Source organism: Nocardia sp. NPDC005978 (assembly GCF_040614455.1).
GTDB lineage: Bacteria > Actinomycetota > Actinomycetes > Mycobacteriales > Mycobacteriaceae > Nocardia.
The window spans coordinates 34227-52839 of record NZ_JBEXUS010000017.1; the positions used below are offsets into that span (position 1 = coordinate 34227).

The following is an 18613-nucleotide window of genomic DNA, read 5'->3' on the forward strand; positions in this document are numbered from 1 at the left end:
CATTTCCTTAATGGTTGCGGAGGTCTGCTCCCTGTCCGTCCCCGCGTAATGGGGCCCCGGCCTCCGTACCGGGGGAAGGCCGCCGTCCGCCCTCTGCAGGGCTCGACAACGGCGACTGGCGCTGGGAGTTACTTCTTTGTTCTCTGCCAATCCGAATCGCGTTCGGTGCTTGGCTGGTGAGCGACCGGAGAATTACCTCCGGTGACCCCGACCGTGGGCCGAGATCAGCCCTGACGCTGCTTGTGGCGCAGGTTCTCGCAGATCACCATGACCCGGCCGTGACGGCGGATCACCTTGCACTTCTCGCAGATCGGCTTGACGCTGGGGTTGACCTTCACGTCAGATCCAATCTGGTTCCGTGTGCTCACTGGCCGTGAACACAGTTTTTCCCCGGCCGGAATGGCCGGGGAAGACCGGGGTTCAGGACCCCGGAAACTTGGTTGTCCCCCTGCGGGAACTCACTTGTAGCGGTAGACGATGCGACCGCGGGTCAAGTCGTACGGCGAAAGCTCCACGACGACGCGATCCTCGGGCAGAATACGGATGTAGTGCTGCCGCATCTTGCCGCTGATGTGCGCGAGAACCTTGTGACCGTTCTCCAGCTCAATCCGGAACATCGCATTGGGCAGCGGCTCGATAACCCGGCCCTCGACCTCGATGGCCCCTTCTTTTTTCGCCATATCCTCCGCGATCCCGGTTGGGCTGAACCTGGTTGGTTGCAGCTCATTACGGCTTACCCCGGCGCCCAGCAGCGACATCGCTGTCGTGCGTGGAAGCCGAGACGGTGCGATACTTCGCGGGAAGTGAGTATGCGGACATGCCACAACCAGCGTGAAGATGCACCGCCGACTAACTTTACCCGGTCGCGTAGATCCGGCCAAACCAGGGCCGTCCCGAGTGTGCGGGAACACCCGCGGCGCCCACCCAACCGGTGCGAGGTACCAGCGGGGGAGCACGCTGGCCGGGGCAATCGCTAAACTACGGGCTGTCCTTGCAAGATCGTCCAGCACATCGGGGGTTGATGTGAGCCGCAACAACGACGGTCTCCCCATGCTTCCGCCATGGCTCTCCGAGAGCGACGTCTCCGAATCCGGCTACGAAGCCCCCGTCGAGAACCTCCCCCACGACGACCTCATCCCCGAGGAAAAAGCGTCCCGCCGCCTGTTCGGCCGCCGCAAACCCCGCAAGGACACCGACTCCGCGCCCCAGCCGGATCAGCCCCCGGCTCCCCCGCGCCGCTCCCAGCCCCCCGCCGCGGCAACCCCGCCCCCGGGCCCCGGTGTGAGCAGTCCCCTGGAGTTCACCCCCGACCCGCCCCGGCCCACACCCCCGGACGCGGCACGCGGCACAGCGCCGCAGCCCACCGACGGCCGGTCACCCGACCCCCGCGGCACAGCCGGCCGGTCCGCTCCCATGGGCCGGTCCCCCGAGTTCCAGCAGCCGACGGACACGAACGGTCTCCCCGTCAGCGACATCCCCGGCGCCCCGGGTCCGGCCACCAACGGCCGCCCGCAACACCCGGTGGACCCGCGCCCCCAGGCCAACGGCCACCGACCTCCCGCGAGCCCCGATCACCGGGGTGACGCTCAACAGTCCCCGGCCCAGTCGGGCGATGCGCGCACACAACAGCCTCCGCTGCCGCGCCCCGCGGCCCCCGAACAGCCCGCGACGAGCGAAGCGTTCGGCGCTCAACCGTCGATGGGCGAGACGTTCGGCGCTCCGACGTCCGCGAACAATGGGTTCGGCGCTCCGACATCCGCGGGCGATGGGTTCGGCACACCCCGATCCACGGGCGACGGTTTCGGCGCCCCGACACCGACGGGCGATGGGTTCGGCTCGCCTCGATCCACGAGTAGCGCCGGCGGCGCGCAGCAGTCGACGAACACCTCATCCGGCACCCAGCGCCCGAGCGATCCGCAGCCCCAGGGCCCGAGCGCCAGAAATCGCGGACCCGGGACGGCCGGATCTCCCACGACCGGCCAATTCCCCTCCACCCCAACGCAATCCGCGAACCCGCGCACCCCTCACCCCGACCTGCCCCCGCCGCCGCCCCAGGTCGGCGCGCCCGCGACCACTCCCCGACCGGATTCCGCACCCCCCGCGAAATCCCAGGTCAGCCCACCCCGCCTGCCACCCCTGGACGCCCGCACCCCGGGCCCCCTCGACTTCCCCGCTCCCCCCGCGCCCCGCCCCTCGCCCTCCACGGGCCCCGCCCCCGGCCCCTTCGACGTCCCCCCGCCCGTCCGCTCGGACGGCCCGTCGACCCCCGCCCCGACCCCACCCGCCGCGGCACGCCCCCCGCTCCCCGACGCCCCGGCCCCCGCCGCTCCGCCGAGTGCACCCCCGGCCGTGCCGCCGCGCGATCCCGCACGCCCACCCCTCCCCGACGCCCCCACCCCGCACAACCAGGCCATAGGCACGGGCCGCTTCACCACACCGCCCGCAGCGAACACACCCCCGCAGCCCGGCCTCCCGCCGCTGCCCCCCGCCCCGGGCGAGGCACCCGCCGCTCGCGACGCCCTACCCCCGGCCCCCGATGCCGCGCGCCCCATGCCGCCGCACCTCCCCCCGCTCCCCGACGCCCCGCCCGGAGCCCCCTCCGCCACGGCCGCGAACCCCCTTGCGCCGAACAACGATTCGCGCCGCACCCCACCCCTCCCGCCGGCCCCCGATGCTCGGCAGGCCCTCCCCACGTCCCCCTCCGCCCCAAGCGCTCCCTCCACATCCCCGGGCCTCCCCCCGGCACCGTCCACCGGTCCCGCCGATTCGAGCGCACCCCCCACCGCCCCCGCACCGCACCCCCCGGGCCTCCCCCCTCTGCCCCCGGCACCCGACCAACCGACGAGCGCCCCGAACGCCGCCACCCCCAACCGCCCTCCCCTGCCCCCGGCTCCCGCCCAGCAGGGCGCGACGACACCCCCCACGCCGACGACGAATCCCCCCGCACCCGAACCGAATTCCGTTCCCCCGCTACCCCCCGCCCCGCCCGGCCAGGACGCGATGGAGGCGGCGGTCCGCGACACCCCGAAACCTGAGGCAGCGCAGCTAGATTCCGCCGCGCCCGACGCCGAAACGCGACATGTCCGCCAGTCGGTGCCGAATACAGCGGACGCGAACGGACCAGACGAGCGCCCAGCCGACCCCTTGCTCGACCCGAGCGACGCGGAGGCCACAACGCAGCACAAGGCGACAGCCGAGGTTCCCGGCGCGGCTGCACCGCTACCCGATATCGGAGATTCGGTCGGAAGCGGCGTGCCCGGTATCGACGGCCCCGGTGCCTCCGCGGCCGAACGCTCCGACCATGCGCTGCCGGCGACCCAGCCCGATCTCGGCGGGTCGAGCGATGCTGCGGCGGTTGACGGTTCCCCGCACGCTGCTCCGGCGACCGACCGTCCCGGCGAAACGACAGCCGACCCGGATCCGGCCGCGGCGGCACGTCGCGACCTGCCGGGCGATCCCGCCGACGAGTCGCGAACCACAGGCCCGGCGGCCGGTCCCGTGGGTTCGCCCGAAGCCGGGCGGGCCGCCGCGGAGAACTGGGCCACCGGCGGGAACGCATCGACCAGTACGGGCCGGCATCGGGCCGTGGACGGGTTGGGTGGTTCGGAGTCTTCGCATCGGGCCCCGCAGCGTGATGATTCTTGGCCGCCGCCCGGAAATGAGACGCCGGGCGGAGACACCAACGGGCCGCGGGTGAACCCTGCGGCGGGCGGCCAGGGGCAGGCGGCGCAACCGTTCGCGCCTGCCGCGCAGCAGCAACCGCCGTTCGCGCCGGGGCAGCGGCCACCGGCGGGTGGAGCCCAAGGCTTCCCCGGTGCTCCGCAGCAACCTCATTACGCGGATCCGACGACCGTCTACGGGCAAGCTCCGCAGGGCGGGCAGGGCGCCGGTTTCGGTACCCCACAACAGGGTCCGTGGCAGCAACCCCATGGTGGGCCGCAGCAGGCCGGTGCACCCGGACCGAACAGCGGTCCGGCGACCGGTGAATGGCAGCCGCCCGGATTCGAGCAGGGCGGGCCGCACGCCGGCGCGACGCAGCAGGCGGGCTGGGCGCAGCAGCCGGGCGGACAGGATTCCGCGGGCGGCGCGCAGTGGCAGCAGCCGGGAATCAACCCGGGACAGGCTAATTGGGCCAATCCCGGCAACCCGGCTGGACAGAATCTTTCTGGCGAGCCGCTGGGTCAGGGACCGTCGGCCGAGCCGGTCGGCGGGCAGGTAGCCGACTCCGGGCAGCAGCCGCATCTCGGTGGTGCGGCGCAGGCCGGGCACGGCGCGCCGCACGGGCAGCCGTCCTACGGGCCGGGTGCGCCCGGGCAGCCGAACGGGCCACAGCAGTTCGCGCCGGGGCAGTACGGGCCGGATGCCAGCGGGCCGCAGGGCAATTCGCCGCAGTACGGCCAGGCCGCACCCGGCGGGCCCGCGAGTTACGGCCCGGGACCTTCCGGCGCGTACGGCCCCGGCCAGGGGCAGCAATACCCCGCCCCCGGCGCACCCCTGCAGTACGGCAGCGCACAGCCACCACCCTCGCTGGACAACGTGCCGCTGCGGCGCGCCAAGAAGGCCCCCGGTTCAGGCTGGCGTAAAGCCGTGCACCATGTTTCGGGCGGAGCCATCAACCCGGGGCTGTCCGCCGAAGAGCGTCGTCTACAGGAACTCGTGGCCCGAATCCGCCAGCCCGTGCGCGGCGACTACCGCATCGCGGTGCTCTCCCTCAAGGGCGGCGTCGGCAAGACCACCACGACCATGGGCCTGGGCGCGATCTTCTCCTCGATCCGCGGCGACCGGGTGATCGCGGTCGACGCGAACCCGGACTTCGGCACGCTCTCCCAGCGGGTGGCGCTGCAAACCCGTTCCACGGTCCGGGACCTGCTCCTGGATCCCTCGATCACGCGCTACTCCGACGTCCGCCGCCACACCTCCCAAGCGTCCAGTCGCCTGGAAGTGCTTGCCAGCGAACGTGATCCGGCCGCCTCGGAGGCGTTCAGCGAAGACGAGTACCGGTCGGTCGCCCGAATCCTGCAGCGCTTCTACAACATCATCCTCACCGATTGCGGCACGGGGCTGATGCATTCGGCCATGGCCGGCGTCCTGGACCTGGCCCACTCCCTGGTCCTGATCTCGTCCTCGGCCATCGACGGCGCCCGCAGCGCCGCCGCCACCCTGGACTGGCTGTCCCTCCACGGCCACGACCACCTGGTCCGAAATGCCGTGGTGGTCATCAACCTTCCGCGCCCCGGCGCGAAGACCGTGGGCATCAACCAGCTCCGCGACTACTTCCTGTCCCGCTGCCGCGCGGTCCACATCATCCCGTACGACGGCCACCTCGGCGAAGGCGCGGAGATCGACCTGGCCCGCCTGACGAAGGACACCAAACGCGCCTACGTGGAACTCGCCGCCACCGTCGCCGACGATTTCGCCACCGACCACCGCCGCCACGGCTGACCGCACTCACACGACCGATCGCGCCGGGGCCACAGCCCCGGCGCGATTTGCGTCCGTATCGAAATCACCAGCAGCACAACGACAAATGCGACAGCCGTCGCGATTCACCCGCGACCCACCGCACCCGGGCACGCACCGATCGACTCCCGGACACAGCCCGGAAGCCGGACAAACCCGCGATGGACCGTCCCGCCGGACCCCACCCTCGAGGTTCCGGCGGGACCGCCAGGGGCCTTTACCAGGCGGGCAACCGCCGACGCCCGGCGAGCACGTCGCGCACCAAATCGTCGTAGGCGTCAGACAATTCGGCCAAATGGTGCCACGCGCCGTGCAGCATCTCGTCGTTGGCGTCGAGGGTCATCAGCGCGTGATGCGCGCGGATCGACGCCTCGGCCAGCCGATCGATGACCGAACCGACCGTTTCCGTGTGCAGGGTGGCGCCCAGCCGATGCTGGGGCACCGAGCGCACGATCCAGTCGTCGATGGCCATGACCAATTCGACACGCCGACGCTTGTTTTCGACTATCGCGGCCGGATCCATCTCCGGCCCGAAGCCGCCGCGACCGACGATGCGCCGCTCGTGCAGCACCGCGAGATCATGGGCGAACCACAGCAGGGGTCCGCCGATGACGCGGTGACCGCGGCAGGCGCGCAAAAGTAGGTCGGAGGTCGGCAATAGCCCGGAGGTCAAGCCCTGCGTATCGACGACGTCCGCATACTGCTCGGACACGTCGGGCAGCGCCACAACGACCGTATTTGATGTCTCCGAACCTGCCACGTTGCCTCGCGTTCATGAACGTACAACACGCATTCAGGACGTTCATTACAATAAACCTCGGAACGTCCCTGTCAAGCCTTACACGGCGATTCGGCACCCGGAGTAGACTTCGGGTCCTTGAAGCAACAACCGAGGAGCGAGATGGCGGACGGTCCGAGATACCAACGGATCGCAGACCTCCTCCGCGAGGAGATCCGCGCTGGCAAGTGGAAGCCGGGCGATCGACTTCCCAGCCACAACGAGCTGGCCGACCAGATGCAGGTTTCGATCACCACCGCTCGCAACGCGATTCAACTCCTGGTCGCCGAGAACTTGGTTTACACAGCAACTTCCAGAGGCACTATCGTCCGCAGCCAAGAGGTTCTCGAATCGGTTGTCACCAACCATATTCGACCCGACCGGCCGCGGGCAGCACACGATATCTTCGTAGAGATCGCCCGGGCGGCCGGGCGCGAGCCGTCCAAACAGTTCACTGCCAGAATGGAACCGGCCAGTCCGGAGGTTGCCCACTGGCTCGGCGTGGAAAGGGATGCCTGGGTCGTGTCACGAACCGTCATGCAGTACCTGGACAATGAGCCGTGGTCCTGGGAGGTCAGCTTCTATCCGCGCGACCTCGCCGAGGCCACCGGCATCGACGTACCGCACGACATCCCCGAGGGCACCACGCGACGGCTGTCCGAGCGCGGTTACGCCGAGACCGCGCACCGCGATACGGTCGTGGCGCGCCCGGCGACCGCGGAGGAGGCGGCCGTGCTCGGGGTCGGTCCCGGCACGATCCTGCTGGACCACCTGCGCATCGGCGCGAACCACGAGCGCATCACCCGCGTCACCCGCCATCGCTCCACGGCGGCCCGCAATCGCCTCGCCTACGAACTGGGCGACGACGACGGCACCGACGTCATTCGCAAGACCCTCGGCGCCCCACCACCTCCCGCCAATTCCCACTCCTTCGAGAGTTCGCTGCTACCCGGCTCCTCATGACCCCCCTAATCCGGCCGGCCCGCCTCGCCGACATCGGGACCATCACCCGGTTCCGCCTGCAACGTACGTCCTGGCTGGCCGCTCGCGGCAGTGACCAGTGGACGCGCGCGGGCCGCGGCCTGCCCATAGAGACCTTCGTCCGGTCGGTCGCGCGCGCGGTCGGCAACGGCGAGACCTGGATGGCCGAGATCGACGGCGAGGTGGCCGGCACGATCACGGTCAACGACCGTGCCGACGAAGGCCTGTGGTCGCCAGGCGAACTCGCCGACGCCGTGATCGTCCACTACATGATCGTCGACCTCCGCTTCGCGGGCCATCGCATAGGCCACGCGCTGCTGGAACACGCCGCGATGCTCGCCGCCCGCACCCACCGCGACTGGGTCCGCCTGGACGCGTGGACGACGAACACGGCCCTGCACGACTATTACGTCCGCGCGGGCTTCCGCCAGGCTCGCGTAGCCGGCCCCGAAGCCACCGGCCCCTCCTGCGCCCTGTTCGAACGGGCGACCGCCAGCTGGGTTTCCACCCGTAGACTCCCACCGCTGCCCGTGTCCGCCACGGTGCAGCAGCAGCTCCACGCAGGCTGAACGAGCGGATCAGCGATCAACGGCCGGGTACACCCGGTCGGCCAACTCCTGCACGCCCGAGCACAGTTCGGCTTCGGGCGTCTTCGCCGAGCCGCCCTGCATCAGGATGCGGATGTAGCCGAACGCCGGCCGCCATTCGATGGAACAGGAGGGAGGCGTAGAGGAGTTCGTCGCCGCGGTGAAGACGCGAACGCCGTCGACGGCGTTCGCGACCGTGACGTTGGGCCGCAGCTGTTCCGGGACAGCGGAGCCCGCCGGACCGAGGACGATGCTGACCGTTGTCGACGTCGATCTGGCACGCCACGAGCACTTGCGTTCGGTCGCGGTGTTGAGGGCGGTCGCGTTGATCGACAGTTCGAACCGCTGCCGCAGCTCGGGCGTGACGAGTGCGCACGGATTCTGGAACGCCATCGAGGGCAGGGCCGTCGTCGAGGTGGGTTCACCGGAGACGGTGGTCCCGGCCGTCGGGTCGTCTGTCCCCCGAGAATTCCGGCTACCGATGGCGACCACCAGCACGAGGATGAGTATCGGTATCGCGATTCCGACCGACAAGCGCACCGCACGTGACCGAAACACCCGTGCACGTGTTGCCCCGAGGCCGGAATCCACCACCGCACCGCGTGGACCACTCCCGGCCCTGACGGTCGGCTGATCAACCTCACCCCGACCTGAATTGATTACTGTCCGTTCGACATCCGAGCTGGTGGACCGGGTATCGGGCGGGATCCACGCATCACTCGCGCTGGCGAGCCGCGCGAAGGGCCGCACCTCGGATTCGACCGGCGCGGCGAATTGCTGCGCGACGGTCTCGGCGGCACGGTCCACGGACGGCGCGGCCGATTGTTGCGCGACAGTCTCCGCGTCCCGACCCACGGACGGCGCGGCGGATTGTTGCGCGACGGTCTCCGCGGCACGGTCCGCGGACGCCGCGGGAGCAGACGCCCGCCGATCGGATTCACCGCCCGCCCCGGAAATCGAAGGCGGCGCACCCCTTCCCGCCAGCGCGTCGGCCGCCGCATCGGTGAATTCGAGGCAGGTGGCGAACCGATCGCCCGGATCCTTGGCCAGGACCCGGGCGAGCACATCGTCCAGCGCCGCCGGAAGATCGGGTCGCGCCGCGGTGATCCGGGGCGGCGGCTTGTGGAGGTGACCGGTCATCACGGTCATGGCCTGGGTGCCGGGGAAGGGCGGCTGCCCGGTGACCAGCCGGTAGAACGACGCGCCGAGGCTGTACACGTCGGTGCGCGAATCCAGCGGCCCGCCGGACAGCTGTTCCGGCGAGGCATACGCGACGGTGGCCAGGAAGGTGCCCGTGCGGGTCAGCTCGGTGGCGTCGCCGGACGGTTTCGCGATGCCGAAGTCCGCCAGCAGAACTCGCTCGTCCCCGTGCTGTTGCGGCGCGAGCAGGAAGTTGGCGGGCTTGATGTCCCGGTGCAGCAGCCCGGCGCGGTGCGCGTGGTCCAGCCCCTGGCCGATCTCGGCGACGATGCGCAGCGCTCGCTCCGGGGCCAGCCCGCCGGGCGATGCTTCCAGCGCGCTCGCGGCGTCGGTGCCGTTGACGTATTGCAGGGCGATCCACAGGCAGCCCTGATCCTCGCCCCGGTTCTGCACCGACACGATGTTCGGATGATCCAGGGCGGCGGCCAGATTGGCTTCCCGCTCGAACCGCGCCCGGTACTCCGGATCACCGACCAGATGCGGCCACAGCACCTTGAGCGCGTCGAACCTGGGCAGGGTGGGATGGCGGGCCAGATAGACCGTGCCCATCCCCCCGCTGCCCAGGACCCGTTCGAGGTAGTACCCGCCCAGGGTGGCACCGGGACCGATGGTCAACGCCTACAACCCCGGCAGTTCGGCGATCTGGACCATCTCCTGCCCGCGCGAGCGGGACACCAGGATCCCGCGGCCCGGGGGGAGCTTCGACGGGCGGACGTCGCCGATCAGTTTGCCCTCGTCGCGGGGGCCGCTCATCAGCAGCGCGTCGACGGACATGTTCTTCATCGCGCCGAGAACGCCGTCGTAGAGGGCGCGGGACACGCCGCCCATCCGGCGCGTGATGATCACGTGCATACCGATGTCGCGGGCCTGGGGCAGGTATTCGACAAGGGGTGCAAGGGGATTGGTCAGACCGCCGGTCGCCACCATGTCGTAGTCGTCGATCACGATGTAGATCTCCGGCCCGGTCCACCAACTGCGCTCGCGCAGCTGCTGGGGGGTGATGTCGGAGCCGGGGATCCGCTTGGAGAGGTAGTTCACCACCTCCTGGATCATCGGCCCGGAGGTCTGCGACGACGTCGAGTACCCGGCCAGCTGATCGCCTTCCAGCGCACCGAGCAGCGTGCGGCGGTAGTCGATGAGGATGACCCGGGCCTGGGTGGCGTCCGAGCTCTCGGCGATGCCGTGAATGATGTTGCGCAGCAGGGTGGTCTTGCCCGACTCCACGTCGGCGAAGGCCATTAGGTGCGGATCGGTGCCGAAATCCAGGACCAGCGGGGCCAATTCGGCCTCGCCGAGCCCGACCACGATCTTGGTCGGCCCCTGCTGCACGCGATGTGCCCGCGCGATCTCGAGTACCTGCTCGCGGTGGATGTTCTGCGGCAGCATGCGCACCTCGGGCGCCCGCCGCTCGCCGTACATGGCCTGCATCTGCGCCTTGGCCGCGGCCACGCCCTCGCCGAGGTTCTGGGCGCCGGTGTCGGAGTCCAAGCGCGGCAGCGCGATCAGCATGTGCAGCTGCTCGGCGGTCAGACCGCGGCCCGGCCGGTTCAGCGGCACGTTCACCGCGATGCGCCGGCCCATCTCCGAGTCGGACGGATCACCCAGGCGCAGTTCGATACGGGTACCGATCTGATCCTTGATGGCCGGCCGGATCTCGGCCCAGCGCGAGGTGCCGAGAATGACGTGGATGCCGTACGACAGACCCTGCGCACCGAGCTGGGTCACCGCGGACTCGAGGGTGTCGAACTCCTCGCGCAGCACCGCCCAGCCGTCGACGACCAGGAACACGTCGCCGTACTTGTCCGTCAGCAGCGGATCGTCGTGCGCCCCTTGAGCCAGCGCCGCGTGCTTGCGCCGCCGATACTCGGCCATGGACTCGATGCCGAGCTGCGCGAAACGCTCCTCGCGCTGATGCAGCAGCGTGGTGAGCTCGGCGATCGTACGCCGCACCCGATCCACGTCCAGCTTGTTGGCGACGGACCCGACGTGCGGCATCCCCGACAGACCGGCCATGCTGCCGCCACCGAAGTCGAGGCAGTAGAACTGCACCTGTTCGGGCGTATGCGTCGCCGCGGCCGCCATGATGATGGTGCGCAGCGTGGTGGACTTACCCGCCTGCGGACCACCGACGACGGCGATATTGCCCTGTGCGCCCGCGAGATTGATCTGCAGCACGTCGCGCCGCTGCTCGTACGGCTTGTCGATGATGCCGATGGGCATCCACAGCTGTCCGTGCCGGTTGACGGGCGAGCGCCAATCCGGGTCGGGCAGCAGCATGTCCACGGTCGGCGATTCCTCGAGCGGCGGCAACCACACCTCGTGGGCGGGCCGCCCGTGCCCGGTCAGTCGCTTGACGACCACCTGCAGCAGGCTGTCCGGGATGCCTTCGTCGGCGGCGGGCGGCGGGGGCAGCAGGTCCAGCGGATCCAGGCTCGGATCGGGCGCGGGCAGCGCCAGCTGTTCCACCGGCCCGGCGATGAATTCGCGCGGCGGCGCTTCGGCCACCGCGGTGCCGTCGGCCTGACGCGCGGCGCGCGGCGCGACGTACGGTCCGGACACGTAGGTCGCGTTGAACCGCAACGGATCCGAGGCATCGCTCTTGAGATAGCCCGCACCCGGTACACCGGGCAGGTGGTAGGCGTCGGTGATACCCAGCACGGCACGGGATTCGTTGGCGGAGAACGTCCGCAGACCGATCCGGTACGACAGATGCGCGTCGAGTCCGCGCATCTTGTTCTCCTCCAGCCGCTGCGAGGCGAGCAGCAGGTGCACGTGCAGCGACCGCCCGAGGCGGCCGATCATGACGAAAAGATCCGCGAAATCCGGTTTCTGCGAGAGCAATTCGGAGAACTCGTCGATGACGACGAACAGCGCGGGCAGCGGATCCAGCGGCACGCCCGCCGCACGCGCCTTTTCGTAGTCGGTGACGTTGGCGAAATTGCCCGCGGTGCGCAGCAATTCCTGCCGCCGGTTCATCTCACCGGCCAGCGCGTCCCGCATACGGTCGACGAGATCGAGCTCTTCCTCGAGGTTGGTGATGACCGCCGCGACGTGCGGCAGCGGATCCAGTCCGAGGAACGTCGCGCCGCCCTTGAAGTCGACCAGCACGAGGTTAAGCTGATCGGGCGAGTGCGTCGCGACCATGGAAAGCACCAGGGTGCGCAGGAATTCGGACTTGCCCGAACCGGTCGCGCCAATGCACAGCCCGTGCGGGCCCATGCCGTTCTCGGCCGATTCCTTGATGTCGATCTCGACGGGCGTGCCGTCGGGCGTGGTGCCGATCGGCACCCGCAACCGCTCGCGCCCCGCGCGCGGCCGCCAGACCTTGGACGCGTCGATCTGCGCCGCGTCCGGAATCTTCAGCAGCGCCATGAGTCCCGGGTCGGCCGCGCCGGTGCTGTCCCCCAGGCTCACGATCTGCGCGGCGGTGGCGATGCGGAAGCGCGCCAGACTGCGCGAGAACGATTCGGTCTGCGCCCGCGTCACGATGTCGGCGGTGGCGAATTTCTCGGTGCCGGAAGCGCTCTTGGCGAACACGTCACCGTCGGCGGCAACCAATTGCAGCCCGCGCCGCGCCGCCAGGCTGTTGTCGGTGGAGCTGAGGTCGATAACCGTCACCGCGTCCAGCCCGGATTCGCTGATGAGCCTTTCGGTCCCGTTCACGTACCCGTCGTCGATCACCACGACCAGGTGCAGCCGGCCCGCGGTGGGCTGCGGATTGCGCATGAACCGCCCGCGTTCGAGCAGATCCTCCGCGAGCGCGGTCTCCAGCTCGCCGAGCGAACGGTAGATCATGCGGGCCGCGCCCATGCCGTCTCGATGAGCCGAATGCTGAATGTGCGGAAGCCATTTCGCCCAGGACCAGGCCGGGTCGTCGGGCTCGGCGCAGACGATGGCGACCGCGACGTGGTCGGGCCCGTGGAACGCGGTCAGCTCCATGATCATCGACGCCACCAGCGCCCGCGAATCCTCCACCGGCCCTTCGACGTTGATGGCCGGGAAGGCGCGCAGCGACACCGCTGTGGGCAGATGGTGCACCACCGAATGCGTGCGCACGAACCGGCGCAGCGCCACCGTGGAGACGGGTTCGAGATCCTCGAGCGGCCCGGTCTCGGGCCGGGCGAGTTTGGCCGCGAGCCGGTGGGTTCCGATGCCGACGCGCACGTGCCCGAAGTCCGGATCGTTGGGCCTGCGCTCCCACATGCGCCTGGTCCCGACCACCGAGGGCAGATCCGCCGGTTCCGGATGACTCCACACCAGCGTCTCGAGCTGCTTCTGCGCGGTGCGCCGCACCTCGCGCCGGGTCTGGTCCAGGTAGCGGAAGTAGTCCTTGCGATCCTCGTTGAGCTCGGCCGAACCCTTGTTGTTGCCGCGCTGTCCCATGAACATGCCGGCCATGGACATGACCATCATGAGCGGGAACATCATCATGAACGGGTTGGTCAGGATGGACCGGCCCATCATCGCCATCATGGCGATCATGCCGACCATCGCGATGATCATGATCACCGGCATGAGCTTCTGGATCAGCGGTGCGGGCACCGCGCGCGGAATCTCCGGCGGCGCGGTGAGCGCGAGTTCACCGCCGGGTGCGCGGGGCGGGGCGATACGTGGCCTGCGTACGAATCCTTCGGTAGCCATGGATGTTTCTCCGGTCCTTGCTAATCGAGGTCGGGCAGCTCGTCGTCGCGGTGCGCGCGGCGGAACGGAATCGAGATGGCGAGACCGATTCCCAGCGCGGCGAGGCAGACGATGGACCCGATGACGGCCACGAGACGGGGGAACCGCGCGGGTCCCTCCGGCGCCTGCGGCTCCGGGAAGATGAAGGCCTGATCGGCGCCCGTACTCACGTGCTGTGCGGGCAGTTTCGCGGTCAGCGCGGCGAGCGGATCGATGAGCCCGTAGCCCATGCGATCGTCCCGGCCGGTGCCGGGACCGTGCGCGGTGCGGGTGATGCGGTCCATGACCTGCTGCGCGGTGTATTCGGGATGCTGCTCGCGAATGAGCGCGGCGAGCCCGGCCACGTAGGGCGCGGCGAAGCTGGTGCCGTTGATCGGCACGAATCCGCCCTTGTCCCCGGGCAGTCCGTTGATCAGCCCGGTGCCGCCCGGCTTGTTGTCGAGCGAGACGATATTGGTGCCGACGGCGGCGACCCCGACCCACGGCCCGTAGAGGCTGAAGCTGGAGGGCCCGCCGGTGTCCTGCACCGATCCGACGCTGAGCACGTACGGGGTGAACCACGCGGGGGTGGCCACGGTGCTCACCTGCCCCCAGCCGCCGTTGCCCGGATTCTGTGTGCCGCAACCCTTGTTGGACGTATTGCCCGCCGCCACGACCACGACCACGTTGCGTTCGTAGGCGTAGCGCACCGCGGCGCCGAGCGATCCGTCGGCGCTGTCGCCGGACGCGCCGGAACAGGCGACCTCGGAGATGTTGATGACCGTCGCGCCCATGTCGACCGCGCGCACCACGGCCGCGGCCATGGTCAGCGTGCTGCCGTACCCGCTGTCGGTGATGCTGCCGGGGGCAGCGTCGCCCTTCTTGTCCTTCTCCCGATAGGCGATGCTGTACTGCCGAATCGAGAGGATCTCGGCGTCCGGCGCGACGCCGACGAAGGCGTCGTCACCACTGGGCCGGGCGGCGATGATCCCGGCCACCAGCGTTCCGTGCCCGTCGCAATCCCAGGTGCCGTCGGAGTCGGCGGACACGTAGTCCCCGCCCGCCTGCAGCGCGGGCAACCGCGGATGCCGGTTCACCCCGGAGTCGATGACCGCGACCTTCTGTCCCTTGCCGGTGGCGAACTTCCACGCCGCCGGCAGGTTGAGCACCTTCTGCGAGACCGGCTCGTCGCGCGGAACGATGCCGTCCGGCTTGACCTTTCGGCCGTCGCCGGTGTCCACCGCGGTGCCGACCGTGCCCTCGATGCAGATGCCGTGCTTCTCGGTGGTCACCAGCGGAGCGGGCTTGCCGCTCAAACCCTGTGCCTCACCGAGCAACCCGAGATCGGCGACCGGCGGCGACACCGTCGCCATCGGCCGTGCGCCGGCCCCGGCCGCCGGTCCCATCAGGGCGGCGCCGAGAACGGCTGTGGCGCAGACCACTCGGGCCCAGTTCGTGAATCGCCCGCTCATATGTTCCGCGCCATCGAGTAGACGCCCGTGAGCCAGAGCACCAGCGGGATGATCGATACGATCAGGCCGTATTCGAAGATCTCGTTGAAGCGCCGCTGCACCGGGGTCACCTCGATGTGCGGGCCGATGACCCCGAACCCGATGGCGCACACCGCGAAGATGAGCAGCAATCCGGCCGAGAGCAACAGCTTGTGATTGTCACTGAGCGCCAGCAGCACCAGCAGGCCCGCGAAGGTGCTCATGCCCCCGACGATGAGCACGCAGGCCTGGGTGAGGTCCGCGAAGGACCGACCCCGCAGGCACAGGATGATGGCGACCACGACGGCGAGCGTGATGCCCTGCCAGCGCGGCGATCCCAGCGGATCCGCGGCCAGCAGCGCGCCGACGACCGCACCCAGGGTGCTGCCGACCACCATGCCGGTCTGGAACTGGTTGGCGGTGCGCGCGCGAATGCCGAGCCCGTGGGCCGAGGGCAGCACGGTCGCGCCGATGGCGCCGATGCCCTCGATCGTGGGCCGTGGTTCGTGGTCGGCCGGGTCGATGGCCGCGCCCGCGGTGGGCACCGGCGGCACGGGCAGCCGGGCCAGGGTGGCGGCCAGTCGCGGCACGGAGGAGAGCACGATGAGCGCGACGACCAGTGCGCCGCCGCCGAGTTGGGCCAGGCCCACATCCCAGGCGATACGGACCGCGGCCGCGCCGCCGATCAGTATCGAGAGCGTCACCCCCGCCGCGACGACGGCCGCGCCCACGCGGATCAGCCGGTATCCGACGATCGCCATGAGCAGCGTGGCCGTGGCCCCCAGCAGCGCGTTCGGACTGCCCAGGTCGCCGGGCACCATGAGCGCGCCGCCGCCGAAGGTCAGCAGCAGCATGAGCAGGGTGAGCACGGTGGCGGTGAGCTCGTCCTGATACTTGCGCTCGGTGATGACCGCGGCCACCAGTGCCGCGATCGCCCCGCCCATGAACATGGCCGCGGCCACGAACGCGTCGCCCGCACCGCGCGCGAACGCGCCGAGCACCAGCGCGAACAGTGTGGCGAAGATCGCCGCGGCCAGTCCGGTCCAGCGGGCCGAGCCCGCCGACCAGCCCCGGAATTCCTCTGCGGTGAGCCGGGATACGGCGTCGATCACGTCGTCGAAGAGCGCGGGCGCTTCCTTCGCGGCGACCGCGCGCAGTACGAGCAGCTCGCCGTCGAAGATCTCGGCGTCGTTGAGCGTCTGGCTCGGCGCGATCATGTCGCGCCCGAGTTTGGCCAGCGTCCAGTGCTGCGGCTGAAGCGGTGTCCCCCCGTCTTCGCTACCCAGTGGCTCCGGGTTGCGGGATTCGATCAATTTCACGAGATCGTCGATGAATGCTGCGATTGGCGTGTTTGCCGGCAGCCCGACGTCGAGCTGGGTATTCCCCCCGATGACGGACACTCGGCACAATTCGGGTTCGGCGGCTCCCAGGCCGCCGATCGAAGGTGCTGTTGTCACTTGCTGAACTGCCCCTAACGTCTCAACAGTTGCCCGCCCAGGGCGGTTAACCATAATGTATCCGACTGTCCGCAACTGTGCGAAGAGCACGTGTGGCTGGGGAATGTGAACGAAAGCCCAACCAGGTTCAACGAATTCGGGGTTCGACTAGCATGATCGACACTCGCCAGGCCCAGCGCGCCTTCGATGCCGGGGTGCTGTCACTGGGGTTGAGCATCGACGGACAGGAATCGAATCGGGACCTCGAGTACGCGAAGCTGGCGTTCCAGCGCGCGACCGAGTGGGATCCCACCATGTGCGACGCCTGGCTCGGCCGGGCCGTCGCCGGTGAGGTGACCAAGGACGTTCTGTACAACCTGTACAAGACCAGCTCCGAGACCCTGTCCCGGGAACAGCGCCGTCTCGGCCTCCCGTCAAGGGTGCTGGCCGGACGATTCCTGCCCGGGCTCTACATCGACTATCCCCTCGCCAGCTACACCGAAATCCACCTGGCGTACGCCGCACAGTTGATCACCGACAAGCAGTTCGACGAGGCCGAGCGCGTGCTCGACGAGCTCGAGGCCTACCGCCGCGGGCGCAACTCGGATCCGGACTACGCGGTAGACGGGCGAATCACCAGCTACATTCGCGGCATTCTGCACTACAACACCCAGCGCTGGCCCGACGTCATGACCATTCTGGCCGGTTCGGCCGAATGGGAGGATCCGTACCTCGCGGCCGGCGCGCATGTGATGGTCGGCACAGCCTGTGCGCAGCTGGGCCTGTTCGCCGAGGCGATCCGCCGCATGGAAAAGGCCGAAGCGGGCCCGATTCCGGCCGCGCGCACCGCCGCCATGTTCTGCCGCGGCCTGAGCCTGCGCGAGAGCGGCAATGCCGACGAGGCGCAGTCGCTGTTCGAGAAGGTCTACTCCCAGGCCCCGGATTTCGAGGCCAACGCCGCGGCGATGCGCGACCGCACCTACCGCATCACCATCACCTCCCAGGAGGTGATCGACGCCCGCACCGACAAGTGGGATCCGGCATCGGCGCCGTCGCTGGCGGAGAAGCAGCAGGCCGAACACGAGGACCGCGCCAAGCGCGTGCTCGCCGAGGCGCGCGCCGAACTCGACAAGCAGATCGGTCTCACCGCGGTGAAAACCCAGGTGGCCAAGCTGCAGTCGAGCGCGCAGCTGGCGAAGATCCGCGCCGAGAAGGGCCTGTCGAGCTCCGCGCGCGGCCAGCACCTGGCCTTCACCGGCCCGCCCGGAACCGGTAAGACCACCATCGCCCGCGTGGTCGCCAAGATCTACTGCGGACTGGGAATCCTCAAGACCGACAAGGTGATCGAGTCCAAGCGCTCGGACTTCGTCGGCCAGCACCTGGGTTCGACCGCCATCAAGACCGAGAAGCTGATCGACTCGGCCATGGACGGCGTGCTGTTCATCGACGAGGCGTACACCCTGATCCAGCAGGGTCTTTCCGGCGGCGACGCGTTCGGCCGCGAGGCGGTGGACACGCTACTGGCACGCATGGAGAACGACCGCGACCGCCTGGTGGTGATCATCGCCGGATACGACGGCGAGATCGACCGCTTCCTGGCGGCGAACGACGGTCTGTCCTCGCGCTTCGCCAAGCGCCTGCAGTTCCCGTCCTACTCCGCCGAGGAGCTGGGCGACATCGGCCGGGTCATCTCGAACAAGCGCGATTCCGAGCTCACGGACGAGGCGCTGGGCCAGCTGGTGCAGACCTGCCGCCGGCTCTACGACCTCGAGAGCACCGATCAGAGCGGGCAGCCGCGCCGGGGCGTCGACGTGGCCGGCAACGGCCGCTTCATTCGAAATCTCATCGAGGCGGCCGAGGAAGAGCGCGAATTCCGACTGGCCAACGACGAATCCATCGATCTGAGCGCGGTCGACGAGGCGGTGCTCATGCGAATCGAAGCCCCGGATATGAAGGCGGCCTTGGCCACCATGCTCACCTCGCTAGGCTTGGCGTCGGCAGTGAGTTAGAGCTAGGGGGAAC

11 protein-coding genes are annotated in these 18613 nt (G+C 69.5%); 4 read left to right on the top strand and 7 right to left on the bottom strand.

All coding sequences use genetic code 11. The features are described from left to right. Positions 1-224: 224 nt before the first annotated feature. Both rpmJ and infA read right to left on the bottom strand, forming a co-directional pair. Positions 225-338, bottom strand: coding sequence for a 50S ribosomal protein L36 (gene rpmJ / locus ABZ319_RS10455; RefSeq protein WP_067561702.1), 114 nt, complete (start codon positions 336-338; stop codon positions 225-227). Positions 339-458: 120 nt separating this feature from the next. Continuing rightward, positions 459-680 (bottom strand): translation initiation factor IF-1, encoded by a 222-nt coding sequence (gene infA / locus ABZ319_RS10460; RefSeq protein WP_040804562.1) that lies wholly within the window; start codon positions 678-680, stop codon positions 459-461. A 2905-nt stretch (positions 681-3585) separates the two neighbouring features. Between infA and ABZ319_RS10465 the strand changes: the two genes are divergently transcribed. Further along, a complete protein-coding gene (locus ABZ319_RS10465) occupies positions 3586-5442 on the top strand; it encodes an AAA family ATPase (RefSeq protein ID WP_354986136.1) in 1857 nt (618 codons plus the stop codon). Positions 5443-5677: 235 nt separating this feature from the next. On the opposite strand, the gene ABZ319_RS10470 is transcribed toward ABZ319_RS10465, so the two are convergent. Further along, entirely contained in the window at positions 5678-6187 is a 510-nt protein-coding gene (locus ABZ319_RS10470) for a DUF4254 domain-containing protein (RefSeq protein ID WP_354986074.1), read from the bottom strand. 174 nt (positions 6188-6361) lie between these two features. On the opposite strand from ABZ319_RS10470, the gene ABZ319_RS10475 reads away from it, so the two are divergent. Both ABZ319_RS10475 and ABZ319_RS10480 read left to right on the top strand, forming a co-directional pair. Beyond that, complete coding sequence (locus tag ABZ319_RS10475; protein ID WP_354986075.1) at positions 6362-7201, top strand: GntR family transcriptional regulator; 840 nt, start codon at positions 6362-6364, stop codon at positions 7199-7201. After that, on the top strand, positions 7198-7788 hold the full coding sequence (locus ABZ319_RS10480; protein ID WP_354986076.1) for a GNAT family N-acetyltransferase: 591 nt from the start codon (positions 7198-7200) through the stop codon (positions 7786-7788). Before ABZ319_RS10475 ends, ABZ319_RS10480 begins: the two co-directional genes overlap by 4 nt. A 9-nt stretch (positions 7789-7797) precedes the next feature. Here ABZ319_RS10480 and ABZ319_RS10485 read toward each other — a convergent pair whose 3' ends face one another. From ABZ319_RS10485 to eccD, 4 genes are read right to left on the bottom strand one after another with little or no spacing between them, the layout of a single operon-like run. Then, positions 7798-9621: a protein kinase gene (locus tag ABZ319_RS10485; RefSeq protein WP_354986077.1), complete on the bottom strand. Its 1824-nt coding sequence runs from the start codon at positions 9619-9621 to the stop codon at positions 7798-7800. A gap of 3 nt (positions 9622-9624) precedes the next feature. Beyond that, positions 9625-13647, bottom strand: a complete 4023-nt coding sequence (eccCa, locus tag ABZ319_RS10490; protein WP_354986078.1) for a type VII secretion protein EccCa — start codon at positions 13645-13647, stop codon at positions 9625-9627. Positions 13648-13667: 20 nt separating this feature from the next. Next, positions 13668-15137, bottom strand: a complete 1470-nt coding sequence (gene mycP / locus ABZ319_RS10495; RefSeq protein WP_354986079.1) for a type VII secretion-associated serine protease mycosin — start codon at positions 15135-15137, stop codon at positions 13668-13670. After that, positions 15134-16666 (bottom strand): type VII secretion integral membrane protein EccD, encoded by a 1533-nt coding sequence (eccD, locus tag ABZ319_RS10500; RefSeq protein WP_354986080.1) that lies wholly within the window; start codon positions 16664-16666, stop codon positions 15134-15136. Before eccD ends, mycP begins: the two co-directional genes overlap by 4 nt. Before the next feature lie 98 nt (positions 16667-16764). On the opposite strand from eccD, the gene eccA reads away from it, so the two are divergent. Further along, entirely contained in the window at positions 16765-18600 is a 1836-nt protein-coding gene (gene eccA / locus ABZ319_RS10505) for a type VII secretion AAA-ATPase EccA (RefSeq protein WP_354986081.1), read from the top strand. Positions 18601-18613 lie beyond the last annotated feature (13 nt).

What these genes read in the sequence shown, in the direction of transcription:
- infA (WP_040804562.1), bottom strand. Translation starts at nt 680, where the DNA reads ATGGCGAAAAAAGAAGGGGCCATCGAGGTCGAGGGCCGGGTTATCGAG.
- ABZ319_RS10475 (WP_354986075.1), top strand. Translation starts at nt 6,362, where the DNA reads ATGGCGGACGGTCCGAGATACCAACGGATCGCAGACCTCCTCCGCGAG.
- ABZ319_RS10480 (WP_354986076.1), top strand. Translation starts at nt 7,198, where the DNA reads ATGACCCCCCTAATCCGGCCGGCCCGCCTCGCCGACATCGGGACCATC.
- eccCa (WP_354986078.1), bottom strand. Translation starts at nt 13,647, where the DNA reads ATGGCTACCGAAGGATTCGTACGCAGGCCACGTATCGCCCCGCCCCGC.
- mycP (WP_354986079.1), bottom strand. Translation starts at nt 15,137, where the DNA reads ATGAGCGGGCGATTCACGAACTGGGCCCGAGTGGTCTGCGCCACAGCC.
- eccD (WP_354986080.1), bottom strand. Translation starts at nt 16,666, where the DNA reads ATGGTTAACCGCCCTGGGCGGGCAACTGTTGAGACGTTAGGGGCAGTT.
- eccA (WP_354986081.1), top strand. Translation starts at nt 16,765, where the DNA reads ATGATCGACACTCGCCAGGCCCAGCGCGCCTTCGATGCCGGGGTGCTG.